Annotated in this window: 13 protein-coding genes; 6 read left to right on the forward strand and 7 right to left on the reverse strand. The window is 44.8% G+C overall.

Going from position 1 to position 20,079, the window contains the following annotated elements; genetic code table 11:
* Positions 1-197 precede the first annotated feature (197 nt).
* Positions 198-1,196 carry a hypothetical protein gene (locus IEX80_RS20490; RefSeq protein ID WP_188833974.1) on the forward strand — a complete coding sequence of 333 codons (999 nt, stop codon included), beginning with the start codon at positions 198-200 and terminating at the stop codon, positions 1,194-1,196.
* A 239-nt stretch (positions 1,197-1,435) separates the two neighbouring features.
* Here IEX80_RS20490 and IEX80_RS20495 read toward each other — a convergent pair whose 3' ends face one another.
* The 4 genes from IEX80_RS20495 to IEX80_RS20510 all read right to left on the reverse strand — a co-directional run bounded on the left by IEX80_RS20495 (position 1,436) and on the right by IEX80_RS20510 (position 9,531).
* Positions 1,436-3,649, reverse strand: a complete 2,214-nt coding sequence (locus IEX80_RS20495; RefSeq protein ID WP_229701692.1) for an alpha-galactosidase — start codon at positions 3,647-3,649, stop codon at positions 1,436-1,438.
* Positions 3,650-3,664: 15 nt separating this feature from the next.
* Positions 3,665-7,003, reverse strand: coding sequence for a DUF5107 domain-containing protein (locus IEX80_RS20500; RefSeq protein ID WP_188833975.1), 3,339 nt, complete (start codon positions 7,001-7,003; stop codon positions 3,665-3,667).
* A 14-nt stretch (positions 7,004-7,017) separates the two neighbouring features.
* Positions 7,018-8,403, reverse strand: coding sequence for a sugar porter family MFS transporter (locus tag IEX80_RS20505; protein ID WP_262892461.1), 1,386 nt, complete (start codon positions 8,401-8,403; stop codon positions 7,018-7,020).
* 93 nt (positions 8,404-8,496) lie between these two features.
* Positions 8,497-9,531, reverse strand: a complete 1,035-nt coding sequence (locus IEX80_RS20510) for an aldose epimerase family protein (protein WP_188833977.1) — start codon at positions 9,529-9,531, stop codon at positions 8,497-8,499.
* A 236-nt stretch (positions 9,532-9,767) separates the two neighbouring features.
* Between IEX80_RS20510 and IEX80_RS20515 the strand changes: the two genes are divergently transcribed.
* Positions 9,768-10,664, forward strand: coding sequence for an AraC family transcriptional regulator (locus IEX80_RS20515; RefSeq protein ID WP_176622416.1), 897 nt, complete (start codon positions 9,768-9,770; stop codon positions 10,662-10,664).
* A 59-nt stretch (positions 10,665-10,723) separates the two neighbouring features.
* On the opposite strand, the gene IEX80_RS20520 is transcribed toward IEX80_RS20515, so the two are convergent.
* Positions 10,724-13,189, reverse strand: a complete 2,466-nt coding sequence (locus IEX80_RS20520) for a TonB-dependent receptor (protein WP_188833978.1) — start codon at positions 13,187-13,189, stop codon at positions 10,724-10,726.
* Positions 13,190-13,894: 705 nt separating this feature from the next.
* Between IEX80_RS20520 and IEX80_RS20525 the strand changes: the two genes are divergently transcribed.
* From IEX80_RS20525 to IEX80_RS20535, 3 genes are read left to right on the forward strand one after another with little or no spacing between them, the layout of a single operon-like run.
* Positions 13,895-15,028 carry a sensor histidine kinase gene (locus IEX80_RS20525; RefSeq protein ID WP_090534001.1) on the forward strand — a complete coding sequence of 378 codons (1,134 nt, stop codon included), beginning with the start codon at positions 13,895-13,897 and terminating at the stop codon, positions 15,026-15,028.
* Positions 15,025-15,765 (forward strand): LytR/AlgR family response regulator transcription factor, encoded by a 741-nt coding sequence (locus IEX80_RS20530; RefSeq protein WP_090534003.1) that lies wholly within the window; start codon positions 15,025-15,027, stop codon positions 15,763-15,765. Before IEX80_RS20525 ends, IEX80_RS20530 begins: the two co-directional genes overlap by 4 nt.
* 42 nt (positions 15,766-15,807) lie before the next feature.
* Positions 15,808-16,230: a DUF1801 domain-containing protein gene (locus IEX80_RS20535; protein WP_188833979.1), complete on the forward strand. Its 423-nt coding sequence runs from the start codon at positions 15,808-15,810 to the stop codon at positions 16,228-16,230.
* A gap of 30 nt (positions 16,231-16,260) precedes the next feature.
* Here IEX80_RS20535 and IEX80_RS20540 read toward each other — a convergent pair whose 3' ends face one another.
* Both IEX80_RS20540 and IEX80_RS20545 read right to left on the reverse strand, forming a co-directional pair.
* Positions 16,261-17,958: a fibrobacter succinogenes major paralogous domain-containing protein gene (locus tag IEX80_RS20540; protein WP_090534007.1), complete on the reverse strand. Its 1,698-nt coding sequence runs from the start codon at positions 17,956-17,958 to the stop codon at positions 16,261-16,263.
* A gap of 75 nt (positions 17,959-18,033) precedes the next feature.
* On the reverse strand, positions 18,034-19,479 hold the full coding sequence (locus tag IEX80_RS20545; RefSeq protein WP_090534011.1) for an aminotransferase-like domain-containing protein: 1,446 nt from the start codon (positions 19,477-19,479) through the stop codon (positions 18,034-18,036).
* A gap of 91 nt (positions 19,480-19,570) precedes the next feature.
* Here IEX80_RS20545 and IEX80_RS20550 point away from each other — a divergent pair, with 91 nt between their 5' ends.
* Positions 19,571-20,038 (forward strand): GNAT family N-acetyltransferase, encoded by a 468-nt coding sequence (locus IEX80_RS20550; protein WP_188833980.1) that lies wholly within the window; start codon positions 19,571-19,573, stop codon positions 20,036-20,038.
* The last annotated feature ends 41 nt before the right edge of the window (positions 20,039-20,079 follow it).

Genomic DNA, 20,079 nt, shown 5'->3' on the forward strand with positions numbered 1-20,079 from the left:
TATGATACCCATAAATATTTAACATAAACTGGCAGGATTCTTTAGTAAAATGTCAGTAATGTTAACTTTTCCAAACCGGATTTTATCTGCTTAAAGTGAAACAGCCAACCGCTATATCCCGTTATGCAAAAGCTTGATTATTCATAAACCAGTGGCGATAGTACAATTGAGTGTTTTTTCATATTATTACGGATAATATGAAAACCCTATACCAAAACACAATTAAACTCATTCCCTTCGCTTTACTGGCTATATCATTACAAAGCTGTATTAAACAGCCGGGAGCATGGCGAAACGACCGGATTCCCGGCGGTAAACGCGACGATTTCCACAAACTTAACGAACAACTGCTCCATGACCTCCGTACCGGCAACAGTGATGATATCAGCAATATGGAATCGCGGGAGATGCTGGACGACAAGTCAAATCTAAGGCAAATAGACTTGGTAGGCAACGCTGTTAAAACTGCCGATTATGATATTTACGATGAATATTACATTGTAAATAAACATCGCAGTACAGATACCATAGGCAATCCGTCGGCAGGCATTAACAGTTATAAAATGATCTATAATGGTATTACCCATGAAATGTACATGGCGCTTTTTTTGCCAAAGGATAAAAACCTGCCTAACCAGGAAATGATTACCGCCCTGTATGCCAAATACGATTATGGCTGGAAACTAACCTCGGTAAATGTAAATACTTATAAAATTAATGGCAAAACAGCACCGGAGCTTTATGAGCTGGGAAAAAAGAAATACAATAAACAGCATTTTGCCGATGCCCGTTTAACCCTTGAGCTTGCTTTACAATGTACCGCCCCTAACGACTACTGGCAATACGAACACGATACCGATGCAGGCAAATTATTCCAGGATGCTGCCGAGGCAACAGTAAAACAATACCGTTTCCCGGTAGTAATTGATGGTGTTGCAGGCGAACCGCGGGTATTCCGGATTGGCAATCAGAAAAACAGCCACGGCTGGTTCCCGGTAATTTTTTATACAACCAAAGTAAACATTGCCGATACCAACGCGGTAAAAAGCGAGAACATGCAGATCGGGAAGGTTATTAACAAACTACTACCGGGTATTACTGAGGATAAGGATTATATTTTCTACTCTGCCTGCAGCAAACTGCCGCTGGGCGCCGCAAGGGTTGAGCATTTTGATATTACAGATAAGTTGAGATAACAGGCTATAAATCCTCGTGATGCCGACCTTGTTTCGGCACCCCACAGGACAAGTAGCCGATTTGCTCAGCGCGATTGCTTAGCGAGTGGGGTGTTGAAACAACATGACAAACAAAAAAGGGGGCACCGGGCAAAGCCTTGCTGCAGCGATGGATGACATATCTTTGAGCCCCCCTAAATAAAAGAAGCCCCGGAACAATTAATGCTCCGGGGCTTCTTTATAATATCAAATCGATTTTATCAAATCGCCTCCAACTCCAACACTACACTGGTGTGATAAGCGCTGTTTCCGGGATTAATACCCACATTCATCAGGAAATCGCCGGTAAAAGTTAAATCCTCTTTGCCTAAAACTGAACCCGCGCCCGGATAAAGGTTAATCTCTTTTACACGGTATTTTTTATTAGGCTCGAGGCCTTTCAAGCGTACAGGTACTTTGCTGCCCGAGCCGTACCGGTTATTCACCAGGTAGTTAAACATTACTGCCTTTGATTTATCGTCGCTTACATACATGATAGATGCCGCGTCGTTATCCCATGGCGAAGCTAAGCGGTACTGGTCGCCGTGCCAGATCACATCTTTTAAGCCGTCATAGTTTTTCAACGCCGACTGACAGAAACTCAAATCGTTTTCGCTTAGTTTGCCAATAACAATATCAAAGCCCATTTTACCCATCATGGCTACATCCACACGGAATTTGATGGGTTGTTTGCCCCAATCGGTAACGTGGTTTGAGCTGGTGATTGCCGGGTAGAAGAATGAATACTCCCACTGGATAAATACACGTTCCAGCGGATCAGTGTTATCGCTTGGCCAAAACTCTGTAAAGTATTGCAGTGCACCATAGTCAACCCTTCCGCCGCCGCCCGAGCAAAGCATCAGAGGCACTTTAGGATATTTGGCACGAACGCGTTTCAATACATTGTATAAACCATTCACATAATCAACATAAATGTGCGACTGGTCTTTTTTCAGGTATGCTGAATACGCGTTATAGATTACCGCGTTACAGTCCCATTTGATATAAGCCAAATCAGGATTTTTGGTGAACAGACCGTCAACCACGCCAAATACAAAATCCTGCACTTTAGGGTTAGCCAGATCAAGCACCAACTGGTTACGGAAGTATTTTTCAGGACGGTTGGGCTGTTTAATCACCCAATCAGGATGGGCTTTGTACAGGTCGCTGGCAGGATTAACCATTTCCGGTTCAATCCAGATGCCGAATTTTACACCATTGGCCTGCGCTTCTTTTACCAACGAACTGATGCCATTTGGAAGCTTTTGTTTATTTTCCTGCCAATCGCCCAAACCTGCATTATCGCCGTTACGCGGGTGGCTGTTGCCAAACCAACCGTCATCCAACAAAAACAAGTCGACGCCCAGCTTTTTGGTATCTTTTAGCAGGCCGGCAAGTTTGCTCTCGTTAAAATCAAAATAGGTTGATTCCCAGTTATTGAGCAACGTAAGCCTTGAGCCGTTACCGTCAACAATTTTGTATTGGCGTGCCCAACTTTGCAGCTTGCGGCTGGCGTCGCCCTTACCATGATCTGAGTAAGTATACAGAAAAGCAGGCGTAGTAAATTCAACACCTGGTTTTAAATGATATTCGGAAGCGGCATTGTTGATCCCTGCAATAATTTTCAGGTTATTGGCCACATCCAGCTCAAAATCAATCCTGAAATTGCCCGACCATTCCATAGCCCCGTAAAGCACTTTGCCTTCATCTTCGGTAGCGGGTTTATCCATTGATATGGCGAACATCGAATGCTCATACAGGTTGGCACGGGTACCCAATTTGCTGTCGATAGTTTTAATGCCATGGGTTAAACGGGCTTCTTCGGGCTGCATTTCCATAGCCCAGTTGCCGTGGTATTGTTTTAACCAGAAACCGCCGGTAGTATTACCCTTCAGGTTTAAATTGGCAGATGCATATTTATCAAGTGTCACTATCCCCTTTTCGTTATGCTTTATTACCGACCATTGTTCGGTAACATCCTCTTTAAAATAGGTTTTGTAGTATAGCTTTACTTCAAAATCATAAGCAGGATCTTTCATGGTAACTACCAGTAATGAAATATCATCATCAATCTTGCTTACCGTATGGTTTACGTAGGTTAGGTTTAATGATTTATTACCATCGGCATGGGTAACTGTAATAGCCGGCTCACCCAGACTGGCTGAGCCTGATGGTGTGTAAGCATCGTTTTGTACGCCCGAATCATCGGCTTGTTTGTACATTTTTGAGATGCCTGCATACTCGGCTGTATTGGCAAGTTTTGCCCCCAGGTATACCATGTTCAGGTGCTTTTCGGCATCGGTTTGTAATACAATAGCGTTGTGCTGTGTTTCAACAGGGATGGTTACATCCTGCGCTGCTGCCCTGCCGGCCAACAGCATTGAGCCTGCGAAAAGCAGGCCCAGTGGTAAAGTTTTTTTTTGAGTAGTTCTCACGTGTGATTTTTGGGTTTAACCGGCCGCTTCGGTAATTTGGTTTATCATGTTTTGATGTATCCTCGCCCCAAAGTGCCCGGCATCAAGTTTCAGAACCTCGGTAAAGGCCTTTTGTGCCTGCTCGAAATCACGTAAACCGAGGTATCCCAGTCCCTGTAAAAAATAGCAGTGCACGCGGTTCCTTACCTGCAGATCATCTTCAAAAATGAGCAAATTTGGCAGCGAGACGGCAAAGTAATCAATTTTTACGTTATCATCCATGTGCCCGATACCATAATTAAGCAGTTTTTTGAAGATTCGTTCTGCTGATGTACTGTCACCCAGACATTTTTTAGCTAAACCCTGATAAAGGATCTTATCGGGCTGCTGATCGTTATAAAAAACAGCCGCTGTCGGGTCTTCCAAACCTATGGCTGCCTGCCCAAAATAAGCCTTTGCCTGTTCCGTTTGCTGCAGGCCTTCGTGGGCCTGGCCCAGCCAGTAAAAGATATCATTTTCCTGCGTACCAAATAGTTTGCCCTCGCCTAAATTATGTGGGTAGGTTTGTGCCTGTGTTAACTGTTCAATGGCTTCATTGTATTTGCCATCGCGGATGTTTTGCTTGGCCAATTCAACCAAAGCTGCAACATATTGCCCCGAAGCTTTGCCTTCGCCGCCCTCCCATGGGTGGAATGTTCTTTGCATCACCTGTTCAAACGCGGTTTGGTACTCGCCTAAAAAGTTATACAGCGTTGCACGCTCTAAATAAACATCATCACGAAGTTTGGCAGTCTCCAGATTAGCTTCAACAAAATTCAGTCGTGCTTCTGCAGAATAGTTCAGCTTTTTGTAAAGCTGGTCAAGTTCCATCAGTACACGGGCATCTGTTCTATCCAACGCAAAGGCTTTTTCAAAACAAATTAAAGCTTTTGCCGGGTCATTACGTTTATTATAATAGGCTATACCCAGATTCCTGAATACGGTTGGGAAAGTGTCATCCAGTTGTGCCGATGTTTCCCAGGTCGCGATGGCATCATCATACTGCAGTTTGTCATAAAACAGGTTGCCTAAATAATAAGGTGCTTTGGCATCGCTGGGCACGAGCTCAGCGGCCAGTTTCAGTACGCTGATCTCTTCCAGCCTATCGGGGAAGCACAGGTACGAATCGGCAGCCGAGGCCAGCTTAAAGCGTGCTGATGCCTGTTCCTTATTACCCATCTGGATAGCAAAGTAGCCCAGGTAATAATATACCATCGGGCTGGTAACATCACCGTTCACCGCATAATTCAACAAATCGGTAGCTTCCTGGTACAAACCTGCATTGGCGTAATCAAGTGCGTATTCAATGTAGTTTTGGTAATAACCGCGCGATAGTTTAATGAGTTCATTAAGGGTGGCAGTGCCTTTTTCTTCATCACCCAAAGCTTTGTAAGCATAAACCAGCTCAAACAGAGCGCCCAGGTTAAACGCATCCCTTTTTATTGCCGCTGTAGCTACCTCGACAGCATCTTCAAAACGCCCGAGCTTACGGAAAGCCGCCGAGCGCAAAACATAGGCTTTACTGTTATTGGCATTTCTATCTAATGACGACAGCGAGTGATCAAGCGCCAGTTCGTAATCGCCGTTTTCAAGGTCTATCTGCGCTACCGAAAAATAGCCGCTGTCTTTCCATGCATTGCTCCAGGTAGCTTTATAAAATGCTTTGTATGCATCCTCTTTTTTGCCAAGGAATTTCAACGCCAAACCTAAATTGTAATAACACTCGCTATCATAAGGATTAGGGTTACGCTGGGTGATGGTTTCAACCGCCTTGCGGAAATAAGGCTCGCTTTTAGCAAACTGTCCGCGGCGCAGGTACCACAAGCCTAAAGCATTATTATTGCGAATATCTTTCGGGTCACGGCGCAGGGCTTCCTCATAGTAAGGAACCGGGCTATAAGTAGCATGACGGTACTGCTCCAGGTGCTGGCCCGTTAAAAACAACTGCTCGTTATTTTCTACATCGGCAGGCAGCAGGGCCGGACTGGCAGCTTCAGGGATATTATTAAGCTTATTGCTTGCCGCATCATATTTAATGAGTTCTTTGCCCGCTGCCGAGTGTATGGTAAGCAGCAAAAGATTCTCGTTAATATCCTTAACGGCTATCTCGCGGGTATACACCTGTTCTGGTACAATGCAAACTTCTTCGCTCAATAATACTTTGCCATCATGCAGCAGTTTGATATTCAGGTTGTTTTGCTCGCCGGTTACGTAAACTTTCAATAGTAGTTTGCCCTCTTTATAATCAAGTGCCAGCAGGATATCTTTGGTAGCATTTTTTACTACGCCAAGCTCGCGGTATGGCATAAAGTATTGGGTAAAATGTTTTTCCTCGTGCGGCATCAACCAGGTAAAATCGGGTTGGTTATCGGTAAACATACCTGTCATGAGCTCAATGTACGGGCCATCCTCGTCGGTTAGGTTCCTGTCCCAGGCCAGGCCGAAATCGCTGTGGCCCCAGGTCCACTGTTTTTTTCCTGGCGATACATGATGATTGGCTACGTGCAGCAAACCAGCCTGACTGTCATGTTCATATCCGCCTACAAAATCGTAATTGGAGTTGATAGCCATGTACGACGTTGGCACCGGGATATTTTTATACCTTGAGATATCTGTACCCGGCGAATAATCAACTTTATAGTAAGTACCCGTAGCTATCGGGAATGTTGATACGTCGCGCTTACCATGGTCAAACACCGCGTTCACATCCGGCGGAAAAACCGACTGGTAATCGTCATTAACTTTCACCGCCGGGTTTGCCCACCATAAAAAAGTTTGCGGCAGGGCCGAGCGGTTATAGAGCTTCGCTTTTATTTCGATGTAAGCCTTATCCGGGTGCAGCGTAAAACCGGCCATACCTTTGGTATGGAACATGCGCTCCACTTCATTAACCCAAACGGTTTTGCTGCCATCGGCATTTTCTTCAATTTTATAATCAACCGGTTCAAAAGTGCTTGGGCGATGGTGCTGTGGCCAGTTAAATTCAATACCGCCCGAAATCCAGGGGCCGGTTAACCCTACCAGTGCCGGCTTAATCACCTGGTTATAATAGATGAAATGACGGCCCCTGATTTTGTCATAAGCCATCTGGATACGGCCGCCAAGCTCGGGCAGGATGAGTACTTTGAGGTATTTATTCTCGAGGTAAAGGCCTGCGTATTCTTTATCTTCTTTTTCGTCGTAAATTTTTTCGATAACCGGGTTAGGGTACACCTTGCCGCTGCTACCCTGGTAAACGCGCTTTTCAAAAAACATGGGGTTTTTATCGGGCTTCCCTATACCGTAGGTTGGGATAACTACCTTCTCTTCCCAAACATTTACATACAAATTATTCATGTGGCTTATGATTATTAATGTCTTATTAAATTTTCTTCTAACTCTTCAAGGGTTTGGCCTTTGGTTTCTCTCACTTTTTTAAGCACAAACAAAAAGCCTAAAAAGCAGATCACCGCGTACATATAAAATGGCCCGTAAGTGCCCAGCACCTTAGCCAGTATAGGAAAGGTGAACACCAATATAAAATAGGCAGCCCATAACGATACAATGGCCACTGTTGATGCAGCGCCACGGATCTTATTAGGGAAGATCTCTGAAATAAGTACCCAGGTTATAGGCGCAAGTGAAAGCGCGTAAGTGCTGATGGCCAGCAATACAAATATGGATACCAGCCCGGCCGCTAAGTGATTTTGCAGCAGGTAAGCCAATACAATATAAAATATGGATAAGCCCAATGAACCAATGAGCATCAATGGCTTACGGCCGAGCTTATCAACCTGCCACATGGCCAGCAAGGTAAAAACCAGGTTAACTATACCAATGGATACAGTTTCAAACAATTGCTGGTTTAAGCTTGAACCCACCGAGGCAAAAATGGTTGAAGTATAGTTAAACACCACATTGATGCCACAAAACTGTTGAAACACAGCCAGTGTAATACCTATCAATACGGCGGGGCGTACGCTTTTTTCAAATACGGCGCGGTACGATTGCTTTTTTACGCCGCTAAGCGATTTTTCAATGGCCTGCTGTGTTGAAGTCACAAAACCTTCGGAGCCTATTTTGTAAAGCACCTTTTCGGCATCGGCGTGCCGACCGGCCTTGATCAGCCACCTGGGGCTTTCGGGCAGGGCTATAACCCCTAATAAAAATACCGCGGCAGGTACCGTGCCCAAACCAAACATCCAACGCCAGGCATTATCGCCGCTGTCGGCCAAAAAATAGTTACACAGGTTGGTGATCAGGATGCCCAATACCACGGTAAGCTGGTTGATAGCTACATTACGCCCCCGAACCTGTGCCGGGGAAATTTCGGCAATGTACATGGGGCAAAGCATTGATGCCATCCCTACCCCTATGCCCGCTGCAAAACGCAGAATGATAAAATAAGTGAGCCCGGTTGAAAAGGCAATACCCAGTGACGATACCGCGAAAATAAACGCCGCAACCATGAGACCGGGTTTACGGCCGTATTTTTCGGCAATGCGGCCGGCTATGATACAGCCCACGATACAGCCCAGCGCCAGGGAACCGGTAAGGAAGCCCTCCCAAACAGGGTCAAGCGCAAACTCCTTGCGGAGGAACGGCAGCGCACCCGATATTACGGCAAAATCAAAGCCGAACAGGTAACCGCCCAGTGCCGATATAAAGGAGATCCCTATAATATAGCCGCTGTTAAATTTTACTTCTTTTTTAAAATCGATGGTCATTTGATACTGGTTAGTTTCTTCTCTCTGTATAAATTTACTTTAATTAACTTCTGTTATTAATTTCACAGGTGTATTACTCACCTTAAAATCTCCGCTTCAGCTTGCAGCCTTTTGCTGTTAGCTTTATATGGTGCCAAACTTGTATAAAATGCTTTGGTTATATACATCGCCTGCCCGCAATATAGCCTGCGGAAAATCAGGATGATTGATGCTATCCGGATAATGCTGACACTCCAGGCACAACGCATCAAAAGGTTTCGCCCCCTGGCCAGTATGTATAGGCGTAGTGCTGCTCAAATAATCACCGGTGTACAGGAACACGCCGGGATAATCCGTATAAACTTTAAGGGCACGGCCCGATGCTTCGTCGGTTAAAAGAGCGGCATAAGTTAAGCCGTTCTCCCTGGCTCCAGTGTTGATAATGTAAAACAGGTTAAGGCCCTCAACACGGTTTTCATCTATATTAAATTTATCGCCCAGCTTGTTATTATTGAAAGCCTTTTGCCCGGCTGGTATAATTGCCCCGCTCGGCGTATAATCTTCGTGCAAATCCACAATACTATCCGATAGCAGGGTAAGCTTGTGGTTATAGATCTTACTTTTAAATGCCGATAAATTAAAGTAAGCGTGATTGGTAAAATTTGCTATCGTAGCTTTGTCGGTAGTAGCTTTATAATTGATCAGCAACTCATTATCATTGCTCCAGGTATAGATAACCATAAGCTCCAACTTACCGGGATAACCCCCATCGCCATCAGGGCTGGTCAGGGTCATCATTACGCCATTATCAAAAGCTTCGGCAGTAAACACCCTATAGTTAAAACCGCTTTTACCGGCATGGTTGGAATTTTTACCTTCATTGGCATCCAGGTGAAAAGTTTCGCCTTCGAGCTGAAATTTTACCCTGCTGATACGGTTGGCGTACCGGCCTATGGTTGAGCCGATGTAGCAGCTATCGGTTAAATACCCGTTCAGGTCAGGAAAACCAACCACCACGTTTTCAAAGTGCTGCAGCCTGTCGGGCACCACAACTGATACAATGGCCGCGCCGTAATTGGTAAGTTCAACATAGGCCCCCTTCTGGTTTTCAATTTTGAAAAGATAAACGTTATGACCGTTATGCTGCCCCCATAAACGGGTTGTGGTGTTAACAGCCATCGTTCAGATATTTAAATTGTTTGTTCATAAGTTATCAGCTTCATTAAACAGCCAGATAATTTGCCTGACTTGTTTTAGCCCTAATTGGTTTTGGTAAACCTACTATGAAACAGGTGTTAAAAAAATGGATATTCTTTAAAAAGTGATGGATAATACTATCATTTGCCGGCAGGTATTAAAATCTTGCCGGGATAAAAAAAATAAATACCTTTAATCGCCAGTTATACAGCAACGTTATGAATGTGATAGCCGAACCTAAAAAACGGATCAAAGAAGGCTTTATCGGTCAAAAAATGATCGTATTGCCACCAAACATAAAAAAAGCCATCACCAGCAATGCTTTGATCAAAGGCTTTTACCTTACCGCTATCGGCTATTATCCCAAGGCGGCCTTTCATGACCGTGAACGCCGTACAGGCAGCAACGAATATATTTTTCTTTATTGCGTTGATGGAGAAGGCTATGTTTATTTAGGGGGCCAGGACCACACCCTTAAACCCAATACTTTTTTCATTATCCCCCGTAACGTGGCACATCGTTATAAAAGCTCGGAAACCAATCCCTGGAGCATTTACTGGGTACACTTCAGCGGGCTAAATTCGCACCTGATCTATGAGCGCTCGCTCGAAAACGGGCAGCCTGCGGTACAATCCGTTCCGTACGACAGCAGCCGGATCAAGCTGTACGAGCAGATCTATGCCGTGCTTGAACACAGCTATCATGAAAAAGAAATGGAGATCGTTAACATCAACCTGCTCAATTTTATCTCCTCGCTGGTGTATTATAAGCAAACCAACCCGGTTGATTATGATAACGATTTTGTGAGCAACTCCATCGCTTATATGAAAAAACACATTAGTCAAAAGTTTGAAGTGATGCATTTGGCGAAACAGCAGGGAATTTCGTCATCACATTATTTGCGGCTGTTTAAACAAAAAACAGGCTCATCACCTATTAACTATTTTAACCTGCTCAAGATTCAAACCTCCTGCCAGTACCTGTACTTTACCGACAGGAGCATTAAGGAAATTTGCTCAGAACTGGGCTTTGACGACCCTTATTATTTTTCAAGGCTGTTTACCAAACTGATTGGCATGTCGCCGTCAAAGTACAGGAAAACACATAAGCGATAGGCCGACGCAGGTTCGGGTTAAAGCCGTCGGCGAGGAATGCAGCGAATAAAACAGATGACTTAGTTACTCCTCATCCTTTCACTCTCTTCTTTTGAACCACTTTCCGGTTTCCCCCGGTTTGCCGGTCTTGTACCACCAAACGACTTTGAATAAGTAAGCTTAATTACCGGGAAACGTCTTGTTTCGGTATTGACAAGCACGTTGCTCTTTATGTCAAAAGCCTCACGTGTAAGTGTGCCGTACCGCACATGGATCTGAGCAGCACTAAACACATCGGCCACTGATAACTGCAGGCTGCCCCCGTTATTTTTCAGCTCTTTTTTGATCCCTGCATTGATCACCCCAAAACCATCAACCCTCGTTGTGCCATTGTACGCCAGGGAATTGTACTGGCCCGATGCCTCTGCCGAAAAGCTGCCGGACAACTTAAACAACTGGTTAAAATTAAAGGAATATCCGAAGTATGATTTGGTTAATGGATGTAAAGTATAATCCTCCTTAAACTGCCTTAGGCCGCCAACCAGGCTATAGGTCATTTCCCACCAGTTGCTCACTTTAACCGGCACATTGGCCTGCAAAGTAAGGTAATTTTGATACGGCAGGTTTTGCGGTGAGATGAACAAAATATCGTGCGCGGGGCTTTCGCTGAGCTGATAGCGGGCTATGGCATTAGCATCCCGGCTGTAAAGCAGTGAAAAACTATAGTCGCCATAGTTATAGCCCAGTTTTATATTATTGGTGATGGTTGGTTTAAGAAAAGGATTGCCGGTGTAAACCGCCGTAGGGTCGCTGTATGCAAAGTATGAGGCCAGGTCGTCATATGATGGACGACTGATCCTTTTGGTGTAAGACAGCTGCAATTCGGACCGGTCGCCCAGCTTTTTGGTAAACAGCACTGTCGGAAACAGCTTTCCCAGTTTACGGTCTACAATATTGCCGCCGGTTTGCGGGTTATCCATATTGGTATAGGGATATTCATAACGCGCGCCGGTATTAAGGCTTATGCTTTTGCCCAGTTGCCAGGTAAGGGACAGATAAACCGCGCCAATATCTTCCTTCATGTATATGTTCGCGGCGGTCTGCATATTGCGTTCCCAAACCCCATTGTTAAAACTTTCGATACCTGATGAGCTTGAACTGCCGGTATGCGTGCCTTTAATGCCTGTTTCCAGTTTTAGCAAGGGTGATAGCTGGTTGGTATAATCGGCTTTAAACACGCCTACGTTGATGGCCGTATTGGCAAATCCGCGTTGCCTTTGCGCGCTTACGCTGTTATTGGCGTACACCTGCTCACCGTATTTGTTTACAAAGGAAGTATTAACTTCGCTTGGACTGTTATTTCCATAATGGATGTAATCAGCTTCCATGCTTATCTTCTCCCCTTCCTTCAACACGCGTTCAATATTGAGCGAGCTGGTGAGGTTATCCCAGCGCCCGTTCCCGTTAATATGCCCAATGTACCTGAGCAATGAATCGGGCAGGATCTTATAGCCCGCATTACTGTAGGTATAAGTAGGCGAATGGCTATTGTTGTAGCTCAGTGTACCGCTAAGGGTAGTTTTATGATCCAGCTTAATATCAGTCCCCAGGGTGGCATTGTGGTTATTGCTGATCCTTTTAGTTTTTGTGTAAAACTCTACCTCGGCATTGCCGCCGATAAAAGGCATGTATTGGCTTCCGGTGATAAAAAGATCGGTATAGGTCCTGTCGTGCTGGAAAGTATAGGAGCCGTACAGGTTAACATTTTTGGTGTTATGATTGAGGTTGATGCCGGCAGTACCTTTCTCGCCCATGCCGTAACCGCCGGTTAAGGAATAGGAGCCGTTTGTTCCCTGCTTTTTGCTTTTCTTCATTACAATATTGATGATGCCGGCACTGCCTTCGGCATCGTATCCGGCGGGCGGGGTGCTCAGCAGTTCTATTTTTTCAATATTATCGGCACTGGTACCGTTAAGCAAATTCGTGACCTGGGCAAGCGGCATACGCACCAGTTTGCCGTTGATCATTACTGTAGCCCCGCTTTTACCGTTCAGGGCAATACCATTATCCCGATGATCGATAGTTACACCCGGCAATCGTTCCAACACCTGCAGGGCCGTACTGCCTTTGGTAAGCACGCTGCTTTCAACATTTACCACTAAGCCATCGCTGCGCTGCTGGTACAATGGCTTATTTGCCCGCACTACCACCTCGCCCAATTGCCGGGTGTCCTCCTTCATTACAATAACAGCAAGATATTTTGCATCACTGCTCCCGCTGATTTTAAAAGGGGATGAAACCCAGGTTTGATAACCGATACTGCTTAACCGCAACCGATAATTTCCGGAAGGGGCATCCGCAATACTATAGCCTCCCTTCTCATTGGTAAGCATACTTTTAACTGAAGATGAATCTGCAGTTCTGACAAGCGATACAGTGACATATGGCAAGGGCTGGCTGCCGGCTGTGGTAACCCTGCCCGACACCTGGGCATTTACTATTTGTGCCAGGCAAATAAGTAACAGACTGATGCATAAAGTTTTCATATGGCGTGTGTAACCTTTTTGGAGGTTATGCCGGCAAATAAAAACAGTGCTTTAAACTTTAAAAAACATGAATGATGAGTGACATGAGATAATTGATGAGATACGCAGAAGCGGGTTAATCGGTTTAAAACCAAAACTATACTGCCTTTTTTACGGCTTATAAGTTAAAGCCTGCATTTGGTCAATTATTTGTGCAGGTTGATACAATAACGAAATATAAATCAGTGCAATTGCTGTATCTTTAGGTAGGATATTGGAACGCGCTGGGCCTCAGGGTCCTCTGCGAGAGACCCTGAGGGGACGGGAACCTGCTCTCCCTCTGGGGGATTTTAGAATTTAATAAACATGTATTAATTGAAGGACAGATGCACCAGAGGTGCAAAAGGTTTGTAGCTCGTAAAGTTATAGAATACCCTTTGCCCCAGAGGGGCAAAACACGACGATTTGCTGGTTAAACGACAAGCAATTTGTGGGTAAACTTAAACTCGTAAAGGACCCTGAGGCCTACGCCACTCAGATTCGCTTTTCCAATTCGGGTAGAGCGGCGCCCCTCAGAGTCCTCTGCGAGAGACCCTGAGGGGACAGGGAAAATATATTTGGTGTTGGGGTGTCGTCCTGAACCTGTCGATGGACGCGCGCAGAGGCTTGCCCACCATGCTTCGAGAGCCTCAGCATGACACTTGTTTTTTATTATTATGATTTAATATGAACAGTTTATCCGTTGATACATTAAACCAAAACTGGCTGTTTAAATACAAGCTGTACCATATCCCGTTTTGGTGTGTGTACCATTATTTTTGGTTCACCATAGCGGTGGCTAACCCTGTGGCAGCGGCTAAATCGATGTTTTTTTCGGCTTATAGTGTCAAGATCCTGGCTTATGTAGTTTTCCAGGCGTTGGCGGTATATTTTAACCTTTACTTCTTAATGCCGCGGTTTATGAAAAAAGAGCGGCTTACCCAATATGTAATTTATCTTTCGCTAACCATCATCGGCACATCATCGCTTATTAACGGCGGCTATTATTTAAGTGCTTTTTTTGCGGGCTGCTCAGTAAAAAAAATGTTTGGCGTTGATCCGGGCAATTTCATGAGTTTCTATAATACTTCCTTCCCCTCTACCGTAGCCAGTATGACTTTGGGAATGAGTATTAAACTCACCAAAAACTGGCTGCAAACCCAGCACCGCCAGCAGTTGCTCGAAAAAGAGAAACTGGAAACCGAACTTAAATTCCTGAAATACCAGTTTAACCCGCATTTTCTATTCAACAGTATCAACTCCATATTTTTCCTGATCCATAAAAACCCCGGCATGGCATCAGCATCATTGGCCAAATTTTCTGAATTACTGCGGTACCAGTTGTACGAGTGCAACGACCAGCAAATCTCTTTAGGAAAAGAGCTTAGCTATCTCGAAAACTTTATCGAGCTGGAAAAGCTTCGGCAAAACAATAATGTGCATGTTACCTTTGAGGCAGATGAGCCCCTGCCCGGCCATTTAGGCATAGCCCCCTTTATATTGATGACCTTTGTAGAAAACGCGTTTAAGCATGTATCCAAAGAGGCGGAACACCCTAACTGGATTGCGATTAGATTGGGATTGAAAGACGATCAGCTCGATTTTTATGTTGCCAACAGCGCATCAAACGACCCGGGAACCGGGCTTGTGAACTTTGGGGGTATCGGCCTGAAAAATGTAAAGCGCCGGCTTGACCTGATTTACCCCGATCTTCATAAGCTGGAGATCCAAAATACCGGAGACCGCTTTGAGGTACACCTGCAATTAACTTTAACCGAACTGGAACAATCATCCGCAACCTTTCAAATGGCCTCACTATGATGAACTGTGTAATAATAGATGATGAGCCCTTAGCCCGCGAAGGATTAGCCAGCTATGTACGCGAGGTTGATTTTTTGAATTTAACCGGCACCTGCGAAAACCCGCTCGAACTGATCAAGCTACTTGATCACCAGGCTATCGACCTGATATTTCTGGATATCCAGATGCCGAAAATGAATGGTATTGATTTTTTAAAGATCATGCAGAAACCTCCGATGGTAATTATCACCACAGCCTATCCAAGCTATGCATTAGAAGGTTTCCAGCTCAATGTGCTCGATTACCTGCTGAAACCCATCACGTTCGACCGATTTTTTAAATCGGCCAATAAAGCTAAAGATTATCACCGCCTGCTCAACAATTGGGCCCAACCCGGTGCACCAAAAACGGAAGCGGATGAAGGCTACTTCTTTATAAAATGCGGTAATAAATACGAAAAGATTTACTTCGATGAGATCCTGTACGTGGAGGGGATGCAAAACTACGTTACTATATTTACTGCCAAAGGCAAATATATCACGCTGCTTAACCTCAAAAGCCTTGAACAAAATTTAGATAGCAAGCTCTTTATCCGCGTACATAAATCATACATCGTATCAACCGGCAAAATTGATGGTATTGAGGGGAATGATATTTTTATCGGGCAGCACCGCATCCCTATAAGCCGCAATTACCGCGAACAGGTGATCCGGCAGGTTGTTGCTAATAAACTATGGGATAAAATAAAATTTTCGTGATATATTTATATATCCGTTTTTAACCTTTATCCTGCTTAAGCCATGGCCAAAAACACCAATAAAACCACGGAAACCGTAGCAAGCGTAAGCGATTTCATCAATACCATTACCGATGAAACCAAACGGGCCGACAGCTTTAAGCTGACCGCGTTGATGGAAGAAGCCAGCGGCCACAAAGCAAAAATGTGGGGCCCGGCCATTGTAGGCTTTGGCAGCTATCATTACAAATATGAAAGCGGCCGTGAGGGTGATGCCCCGCTTATAGCTTTCTCGCCCCGTAAAAGTTCTTTAACACTCTATCTTCCAGGCTTTGAGAGCAAGGAACAATTGCTGCAGAAATTAGGTAAGCACAAGCAAAGCGGCGGCTGTACGCATATTGTTAAACTGACCGATGTAGATAATACTGTGCTCAGGCAATTGCTCGACGAATCATTTAAACACGCGGAAACTACACATTGCAAATAATGGCAGCATTAGCTTACCATTACTATACTTTTAATCCTTAATACATCTTACCGAATAACCATAGTATTTCGGACTGTCATGCCGTTCAAAATAGCCTTTAACATAAAGGTCCATATACCAGGCATTTGAAGCTCCGTTGGCTGTTGTGCTCCAGAAATAGGCATCATAAGTTAAGCTGGCAAATACTCCTTGAAACGAATCGAAAATACGTCCGCCTCCCGGCAATGCGGTAAACAATGTACTATTGGTAGCACCCGTATTGGCAGACCAATGTGCAGTGCCCTGCTCCTGGATCTTTTTCCCATCTTCGCGGTCGCCGCCTAAATAATTATACAAGGTTGTCCATTCGGCATCGGTTGGGATATGAAAACCCTTCGGCGCAAGTTTTTTTGTATTTGTAACTGCATACCAGTTATACAATTTGCCATAAGTAGCCGCTATAGAAGCATCATTTTTATAGTTGCAATAAGCGCCGGTGGTAAGTCCTTTCCAGGTATTATCTTCGGTTACGTTTGGTATGGCCGTACCATCATTATAATGGGTAACTTTCAAATTTTCAATCATCCAGGTTTGCGTACCTATAGTGATTGTTTTATAAACATTACCATCCACATCGGTAACCGTTCCGGTTAAAGCACGGTCTTCCACAGTTAAAACAGCCGTTATACTTCCCGATGTATAATTGCCATTAGCAGCCTGAGTTGCAGTTATAGTTGTTTGTCCTTTTGCTTTAATAGTGATGATATTGCCGCTTATAGCAGCCACGCCTGTATTGCTGCTGGCATAAGTAAAAGCCCCGGCACTTGTACTGCCCGGTGCAGTTATAGTAAAAGGTGCATCTCCAACTCGTTTATCGGGCAATACAAAACTATAAAGGTTAGGGGCAATCGGTCTGGCTGTAACAGTTAAAGTGGCCTTGGTCGAGTCGGCGCTATAGGTGGCAGTAGCCCTTTGTATGGCGGTAATTATCGTAGTGCCGGCGGCCTTAATGGTTACCATATTGCCGGTAACATAAGCCACAGCTGTATTGCTGCTTTTATAAGTAAACAACCCCGTGCTGTTACTGGTTGGGTTGGTTATAATAAAAGTGGGGTCACCAACCTTTTTAGCAGGAAGAGTAAGCGCTCCCAAAGTAGGCTTTAAACCCGTTACGGTGAAATTTGCGGTGATAGAATCTGTTTTGAAGTTGACTGTGGCCGCCTGTACAGCTACAATTGAAGCCCGCCCGGCCCCCACTATAGTCACTTTATTGCCTGATACCGTAGCTACAGCCGGGTTATTAGTTTTAAATGTAAAAGCCCCTGTACTCTTACTTTTAGGGTTTACGAGCGTGAATACCGCGTCGCCTATTTTTTTATCTGCAATGGTAAAATCAGTAAGGGTTGGCGATGACAGGCCTACCGTGAAAGTAGTTTTAACAGAATCGGCCAGGAAAGCTTTTGTCGCGGCCTGGTGCGCCGTGATTACCGAAGCCCCTGAACTTTTAACGGTTATAGTTTCGCCGCTAACAGTTGCGACTTTGGTATTACTGCTGGTATAAGTTATGGCACCATCGCTGGTGCTTTTAGGAGCGGTTATTTTGAAAGCTGGATCGCCAAATTCTTTTGAAGGGATAGCAAAATCGCCAAACGTAGGTGCTACAGGTGCAGGCGGAGCAACATTTTCAGTTTTACTACAACCGATAGCAAATGCTATTAATATGACAAGGCAGGTTTTTAAGGTTTTCATTAACAATATTTTGCGGCGAAGATAAATATTACCAACGGGTTATTTTTATTAATTTAATATTAAATAACTATCCCACTACTGTGCCAAATTTCTCACTAATCTCCCCAGCACCTTAAAACTCTCTTCAACCACCCCGTCAAAAGCTAACCCAAAACTAATGCGGATAAAATTGGTAAACCGCCCGTCAACACTAAAGATCTGGCCGGGAGCTATGCTGATGTTTTGCTCTATTGCCAATTGATACAGTTCAAAGGCATTTACCTTCTTATCCAGCTCAACCCAAAGTGCATAACCGCCCTGTGGCCTGCTGATCTTTGTACCTGCCGGGAAGTGTGTTGCAATAGCCTGGGTATACCGCAGGCACTGGGTATATAACGCCTTCCGCAAATGCCTCATGTGCAGGTCATAGCGCCCGGTTTCAAAAAAATGACCAATGGCTGCCTGTGTAGGTGTGGCCGAGGCTATGGAATGCATCATTTTAATATTCAGCACCTGTTCTTTAAACCTGCCCGGAATGCACCAGCCTACCCGGTAACCGGGCGCTATTGATTTGGATACCGATGAACAAAGGATTACCCAGCCATCCTTATCATAACTTTTGCAGGTGCGCGGACGGCTTTTTCCAAAATAGATCTCACCATAAATATCATCCTCAATTAAGGGAACTTGCTTTTCAGCAAGCAGGCGCACCAGTTGCTGCTTACGCTCATCGGGCATGCAAACCCCTATCGGGTTACTAAAATTGGTAACAAACAGGCATACTTTTACTGGCACTTCATTCATAGCCCGTTCCAGATATTCCAGGTCGAGGCCGGTATCGGGGCTAACCGGAATTTCCAATACTTTCAAATCCAGACTAAGCATTACATTGAAAATCCCGAAATAGGTAGGGCTTTCAATGGCAATGGTATCGCCGGGCTTGGTGAGCGCCCTTAAGCAAAATATCAAAGCTTCCAGGCAGCCCTGCGTTGTGATCACATCATCTTCAGTAATATTACCACCCCAGTTAAAAGCGTTTTTAGCCACCTGTTTGCGCAAAGCGATATTACCCTGCGGGTTTTCATAAGTGATATTACCCGATGGACTATTACGGATAGATTCCATCATGGATTTACTGAGCTTTGCCAGCGGAATCAGGCTGAGCGGCGGCGATGAGCGCGAGAGCTGCAAAACGCTGTCTTCCGACATGTTGCGGTAAACCATCGCAATCATTTCGGCAACGCTGGCCTGTTTAACCTTTTTAAGCGGAGGTTTGGTTTCGGGCACACTCGCAAAACGGGCGGGCAGGTATTTTACATAGTAGCCCGATTTGGTACGTGCCTCTATCAACCCCAGGTTCTCTAACTCAACATAAGCTTTATAAGCGGTACTCATGCTGATGCCCTGTTCCTGGCTCAACGCCCTTACCGACGGCAGCTTGTCGCCGGGTTTCAGCAGGTTCTGTTTAATCTGCTTTTCGATCCGGGCGGCTATCTGCGAGTATAAAAAATCGTTGTCTGTATTGAGTACCGGACTTTCCATGCAAAATCTGTTATGCTCAAAATTAATAAAACTGCATCTGTTTTTCTATTGCCGGATATTTTTATTTTGTATTGATCAAATAATTAAGCACATGGAACTACAGGTTATCGATTATCAGCCACAACATGCCCCCTACTTTGAAAAGTTTAACAAGGCATGGCTCGAAGAGTATTTTACCGTTGAGCCTTTTGATAAATGGGTATTGGAAAATCCCGACGAGGCCATCATTAAAACAGGCGGCAGCATTTACTTTGTCACTTCGAACCAAAAAATTATTGGCACAGTAGCATTGCGGTATATGGAAGACGGCGTTTACGAGCTTACCAAAATGGCGGTTGATAAAGACAGTCGCGGGGCTGGCGCCGGTCAGTTTCTATGTCAAACCGGTATTGATAAAGCGCGTGAACTGGGTGTAAAAAAGCTGGTACTGTTTTCGAACAGGGTGCTCGAAAATGCCATCCACATTTACCGCAAACTGGGCTTTACCGAAATCCCTGTTGAGCCCGGCACCTACAAACGGGCGGATATCATGATGGAAATAAACTTTACAAATAACTAACAGCCTTCAATTTTTTGTAGAGACGCATCACATGCGTCTTT

It is taken from the genome of Mucilaginibacter rubeus (assembly GCF_014643835.1).
GTDB classification, from domain to species: Bacteria; Bacteroidota; Bacteroidia; order Sphingobacteriales; family Sphingobacteriaceae; genus Mucilaginibacter; species Mucilaginibacter rubeus.

Bases quoted from the DNA above. Each gene is read 5' to 3' on its own strand.
- IEX80_RS20525 (WP_090534001.1), top strand. From the start codon at position 13,895: ATGAACAGTTTATCCGTTGATACATTAAACCAAAACTGGCTGTTTAAA.
- IEX80_RS20515 (WP_176622416.1), top strand. From the start codon at position 9,768: ATGAATGTGATAGCCGAACCTAAAAAACGGATCAAAGAAGGCTTTATC.
- IEX80_RS20510 (WP_188833977.1), bottom strand. From the start codon at position 9,531: ATGGCTGTTAACACCACAACCCGTTTATGGGGGCAGCATAACGGTCAT.
- IEX80_RS20550 (WP_188833980.1), top strand. From the start codon at position 19,571: ATGGAACTACAGGTTATCGATTATCAGCCACAACATGCCCCCTACTTT.
- IEX80_RS20540 (WP_090534007.1), bottom strand. From the start codon at position 17,958: ATGAAAACCTTAAAAACCTGCCTTGTCATATTAATAGCATTTGCTATC.
- IEX80_RS20500 (WP_188833975.1), bottom strand. From the start codon at position 7,003: ATGAATAATTTGTATGTAAATGTTTGGGAAGAGAAGGTAGTTATCCCA.
- IEX80_RS20545 (WP_090534011.1), bottom strand. From the start codon at position 19,479: ATGGAAAGTCCGGTACTCAATACAGACAACGATTTTTTATACTCGCAG.
- IEX80_RS20520 (WP_188833978.1), bottom strand. From the start codon at position 13,189: ATGAAAACTTTATGCATCAGTCTGTTACTTATTTGCCTGGCACAAATA.
- IEX80_RS20530 (WP_090534003.1), top strand. From the start codon at position 15,025: ATGATGAACTGTGTAATAATAGATGATGAGCCCTTAGCCCGCGAAGGA.
- IEX80_RS20490 (WP_188833974.1), top strand. From the start codon at position 198: ATGAAAACCCTATACCAAAACACAATTAAACTCATTCCCTTCGCTTTA.
- IEX80_RS20535 (WP_188833979.1), top strand. From the start codon at position 15,808: ATGGCCAAAAACACCAATAAAACCACGGAAACCGTAGCAAGCGTAAGC.